Origin of the sequence: Stenotrophomonas sp. S49 (assembly GCF_016624905.1) — a bacterium.
Taxonomy (GTDB): domain Bacteria; phylum Pseudomonadota; class Gammaproteobacteria; order Xanthomonadales; family Xanthomonadaceae; genus Stenotrophomonas.
Window position 1 is genome coordinate 1 of sequence record NZ_JACVUD010000154.1, and the last position, 4,770, is coordinate 4,770.

Below are 4,770 nucleotides of genomic sequence, written 5' to 3' on the forward strand. Positions count from 1 at the left end.
AGCTCGACTCTACGAAGCGGACAGTCGAGCAAGCTCGACTCTACGAAGCGGACAGTCGAGCAAGCTCGACTCTACGAAGCGGGAAGTCGAGCAAGCTCGACTCTACCGGGCAGGTTGTCGGACACGCTCGGCGCGGGTGACGCACAAGAAGGAAGCATCTGAATGGAAGCCCCCATTCCCATCGCAATGGTCGGTGCCCTGCTGGGTACGCTGGTCGGTTTCATTGGGCCGGTTCGCTGGCCCTGGCAGTTGCTGCGCTTGGCGCCGCTGCTGGTGCTGCCGGGCGCGTTGTACATCCTGCAGCACACCAGCTGGATTCTGGGTGGGGGCGGGCCGTGGGTGAACGCTGCCCTGCTGGCCCTGGTTGGCGCGGTGGGCTACCTGCCGTCTGTGCTGGCGGTGGCCGTGCTGCGCTGGGCGATCTGGCGCCGGGGCTGAACCGACGCTGCAAAAATAGTCCTCAAGGCCCCGCCATGGCGGCCGATATCCAGACTGCCTCCCTTGCCGGAGGCACTTGTTGCCGCTCCGCGCCATCGCTCGAGTGACGCCGCCCCCAGGTGTCTGCAGGTTCCAGGCAATCGATGTTCCCGTGCGCATTCCGCCGATGGGCCGCACCGTTCACGGAAACCAAGGAACAGACCATGCTCATGCCAGGCTTCACCGCGGGCGCGCAGGCGCCGGCCGAAACACCGTCCCGTTGGTCTTTCTGGCGCGCCCTGCAGGGGCGTCTGGCCGGGCAGGGCGGCACTGCCGCTTCCGAGACCGCGGCCGAGCGCGAACGCGCCGACATGGCGGCACAGGTGGCGGCACTGCACCGGGTGCAGGCGGTCATCGAGTTCGCGCTGGACGGCACCATCCTGCAGGCCAACGACAACTTCCTGCAGGCGGTGGGTTACACCGAAGATGAGATCCGCGGCAAGCATCATTCCCTGTTCGTAGACCCCGAGCACGCCCGCAGTGCCGAGTACCGGGCGTTCTGGGCACGGTTGGGGCAGGGCGAATTCGACGCGGGCCAGTACCGCCGTTTCGGCAAGGGGGGCCGCGAGATCTGGATCCAGGCCTCCTACAACCCCGTGCTGGACCGCTTCGGGCGACCGGTGAAAGTGGTGAAGTTCGCCACTGACATCACCGTGCAGAAGCAGCAGGCCGCCGAGCTGGCCGGGCAGCTGGCGGCGATCGACAAATCACAGGCCGTGATCGAGTTCAGCATGGACGGGCGGATCCTGACCGCCAACGCGAACTTCCTGGCCGCCACCGGCTACACGCTGGACGAGGTGAAGGGGCAGCACCACTCGCTATTCGTCGAACCGGAGTACCGGGCCAGCCCGGCCTACAAGCAGTTCTGGGAAAAGCTGGGGCGCGGCGAATACGACGCGGGCCAGTACCGGCGGCTGGGCAAGAACGGCCGCGAGGTCTGGATCCAGGCCAGCTACAACCCGATCCTGGACGTGAACGACCGACCGCTGAAGGTCGTGAAATACGCCACCGATATCACCGCGCAGATGCACGAAAGCCAGGCCATGCAGCAGGCCGTGGCGCAGACCCGGGAAGTGGTAGCGGCGGCCAAGCTGGGCGATCTGACCGGGCGCATTCCGCTGGACGGCAAGCGCGGCCCGGTGGCCGAGCTGTGCGAGGGCGTGAACGCGCTGGTGGAGACCATGGCCGGCATCATTGGTCAGATCAAGTTCGCTGCCGACACCATCGCGGTGGGTGCCAGCGAGATTGCGCTGGGCAACAGCGATCTGTCCCAGCGCACCGAACAGCAGGCCGCATCGCTGGAGGAAACGGCCGTTTCGATGAAGGGCCTGGCCGACACCGTGCAACGCACCGCCGGCAATGCCCGCCAGGCCAGCACGCTGGCCGGCGGGGCGGCCGAAGTAGCTGCACGCGGTGGCAGCGTGGTGCACGAGGTGGTGTCCACGATGGCCGTCATCAACGCGTCGTCGCGGCGCATCGTCGACATCATCGGGGTGATCGACGGCATTGCCTTCCAGACCAACATCCTGGCGCTCAACGCTGCGGTTGAAGCGGCGCGCGCCGGCGAGCATGGGCGCGGCTTTGCCGTGGTGGCCACCGAAATCCGTGAGCTGTCGCAGCGCTCGGCCAGTGCGGCCAAGGAGATCAAGCGCTTGATCGACGAATCGGTGGCCAATGTCGGCGCCGGTACCGCCCAGGTGGAAAGCGCCGGGCGCACCATGGACGAGATCGTGCGCGACGTGCGCCGGGTGAGCGATCTGATGGCCGACATCAGCAGCGCCGCGCAGCAGCAGAGCGACGACATCCAGCAGATGAACCAGGCCGTGGACCTGATCGACCAGGGCACGCAGCAGAATGCTGCGCTGGTGGAAGAGGCGTCGGCGGCGGCGCGCAGCATGGAAGAGCAGTCTGCGCAGCTGCTGCAGACCGTGGCCGCGTTCCGGGTGGAAGCCGGGGCAGGGCACGGGCCTGCCGGGCATGCACCGGTGCTGCGGGTGGTGTGAGCGCTCGGCAGGCCCAGAAACGCCAAAGGCCAGGTCGATGACCTGGCCTTTGATGCGTTGGTGCCGGTGAAAGGACTCGAACCTTCATGGGGTTACCCCCGGCTGATTTTGAGTCAGCTGCGTATACCATTCCGCCACACCGGCATCAGCGGGCTAGTGTAACCGAGCCCGACGGCTGTTCATAGAGGGAGCCGGAAACTGAGACGATCCCCCCGTAATTTGTCGGTAACGGCACTGTGATGGCTATACTGCACCGGCTTAACACGTGCCGGAGCAAGAGCCCATGTCAGCGTTGCAGGACCTTCGGGTGCTGGTGGTCGAGAACGACGAAATGAGCGCCTCGCTGCTGCAGATGCAGTTGGAACAGTTCGGCGCCGAAGTGATCGGTGTGGCCGCTTCGGTGGCCGATGCGCTGCGTCTGCTGGCCGCCCAACGCCCGGACGTGGTGCTGCTGGATTACCGCCTGGCCCGCAACGAAACCAGCGAACCGGTGGCGACGGCCCTGGTCGAGGCAGGCGTACCGTTCGTGCTGGCCACCGGCATGAGTGCTGCGCAGTTGCCGGCCGCGATGGGCGCCGGCGTGCTGCTGGTCAAGCCGTACCTGTCCATCGATCTGTGTACCGCGCTGCAGCGTGCGGTGGGGCGATCCAGTCAGGCGGCCTCTTCGTACACGTAGTGGATGTCCTCGCGGTCGTCCAGGATCGCGTACTGCAGCCCCAGCTGGTCTGGATCAGGATTCAGCCAACCATCCAGATGTTCGGGCCGGATCGGGACCACGCCACGGTCGTGGCCGGCGGCTGCCACGTCGGTCGGCGGCGCATCGGTAATGGTGGCAAACGATAGCAGGCGGCCTTCGGGCCCTTCCCATTCCGCCCACAGGCAGGCCAGCAGCAGGTCGCGCGGCGGGTCGGGGCGGAATTCCAGGATCACGTCCTGTTCCTTCTCGTCGCTGCCCAGCTGTCGCCCGGCGATGGCATGGCGCGGTACGTGCTCGTAGAACGCGCGCACCATCACCACCCCGTGGCGAAGGCCGAAGGCGCCGCGCCAGTAGCCCTCCAGGCTGTCGCGTCGCGCGTTGTAGGTACCCGGATAGAGCACGTCGTTGCGCGCCGGCTTGTCCGGAAGGCGGCATTGATAGCGCATCGGCTTGATCACCCGCTGGCCGTTCTCGCTGACCATGACCGGCGCGTAGGTGCCGGGGAAGATGCGGTTGTCGCGCGGCAGCAGCTGCACGCGGTGCAGATCGTCCAGGCGTGCCTGCGCACGTTCGATGCGGTTGCCGGCCACGCGCAGGTCGTTGCGGGCCTTCTGCGTGGGACGGGTGGCCAGCGTGGCGGCGGCAATGTCGCGGCGCTCGCTCTGTTTCACCAGCTCGGCCTGCAGCGCCTGCTGTTCTTCGGCGTGCCATTGCTGGATCTTCGCCACGATGTCGCGGCCCTGCTCAGTGCGTGCGCCGGCAAAGCCATCGTCCATGGCCTTGGGGGTCTTGGGCCGCTTCTTGCCGGGATCGTGCGCGTACAGCTCGGCAAATTCCTCCAGCGACAGTACGGCGCCGTACTCACGGACAAGCTTGGCGTAGTCGGCGCGGATCAGGGCGGAATAGCACATGCGGGCGTGGCCGGTGGAGGTCGCAGCGGCTGCGACCGGAGTGCGGCAGGATAGCCGGACAATCCGGGAGAAGGTGTATGAATGCTGCAAGCAACTGCCAGTTCCGCGACGCGGTGCCCACGGTGGAAGACTACTGCCAACTGCGGGCCCTGGCTGGGTTGAGTGCCAAGACGCGTGAGGCCGCCGAGCGTGCGCTGCCCAATACGGTGTTCGGGGTGTGCGCCTACCAGGGCAGTGAACTGGTAGCGATGGGCCGGATCATTGGTGATGGCGGCTGCCATCTGCAGGTGTGCGACATCGCGGTGCTGCCGCGGCTGCAGGGGCAGGGGCTGGGCAAGCAGGTAATGGCGCGGCTGGATGCCTGGATGCGGGCCAACCTGCCGCCCTCGGCATACGTGAGCCTGCTTGCCGATGGTGATGCGTATCGGTTGTACGCGCAGTTCGGATTCGCACCCACCGCGCCGGCATCGATCGGCATGTTCCGGCGGTTTTGAGTTCCGTGCGTTGGGGCATTGATCCACGCGTGGTGTGGATCTACCGGGATGTGCGGTAGATCCACGCAATGCGTGGATGCACCCGCCAGGAGCGAAGACGAAAAAAAAACCCGGCCTAAGCCGGGTTTTTCAAAGAATTGGCGTCCCCACGGGGATTCGAACCCCGGTCGCCACCGTGAAAGGGTGAT

General features: G+C 66.3%; 5 protein-coding genes and 1 tRNA gene. 4 read left to right on the forward strand and 2 right to left on the reverse strand.

Features of this window, described 5'->3' with window-relative positions; translation table 11 throughout:
* Positions 1–162 precede the first annotated feature (162 nt).
* Positions 163–438 carry a hypothetical protein gene (locus IAE58_RS19625; protein ID WP_199934535.1) on the forward strand — a complete coding sequence of 92 codons (276 nt, stop codon included), beginning with the start codon at positions 163–165 and terminating at the stop codon, positions 436–438.
* A 203-nt stretch (positions 439–641) separates the two neighbouring features.
* Complete coding sequence (locus IAE58_RS19630) at positions 642–2,480, forward strand: methyl-accepting chemotaxis protein (RefSeq protein ID WP_199934534.1); 1,839 nt, start codon at positions 642–644, stop codon at positions 2,478–2,480.
* A 58-nt stretch (positions 2,481–2,538) separates the two neighbouring features.
* Here the strand turns inward: IAE58_RS19630 and IAE58_RS19635 are convergent.
* Positions 2,539–2,624 (reverse strand) — tRNA-Leu (locus IAE58_RS19635).
* Positions 2,625–2,763: 139 nt separating this feature from the next.
* Between IAE58_RS19635 and IAE58_RS19640 the strand changes: the two genes are divergently transcribed.
* Entirely contained in the window at positions 2,764–3,156 is a 393-nt protein-coding gene (locus IAE58_RS19640; RefSeq protein ID WP_108753364.1) for a response regulator, read from the forward strand.
* Here the strand turns inward: IAE58_RS19640 and IAE58_RS19645 are convergent.
* Positions 3,132–4,088 carry an SOS response-associated peptidase family protein gene (locus IAE58_RS19645; RefSeq protein ID WP_108771821.1) on the reverse strand — a complete coding sequence of 319 codons (957 nt, stop codon included), beginning with the start codon at positions 4,086–4,088 and terminating at the stop codon, positions 3,132–3,134. The genes IAE58_RS19640 and IAE58_RS19645 overlap by 25 nt on opposite strands.
* Positions 4,089–4,165: 77 nt before the next feature.
* On the opposite strand from IAE58_RS19645, the gene IAE58_RS19650 reads away from it, so the two are divergent.
* Entirely contained in the window at positions 4,166–4,582 is a 417-nt protein-coding gene (locus IAE58_RS19650; RefSeq protein ID WP_199934533.1) for a GNAT family N-acetyltransferase, read from the forward strand.
* Positions 4,583–4,770 lie beyond the last annotated feature (188 nt).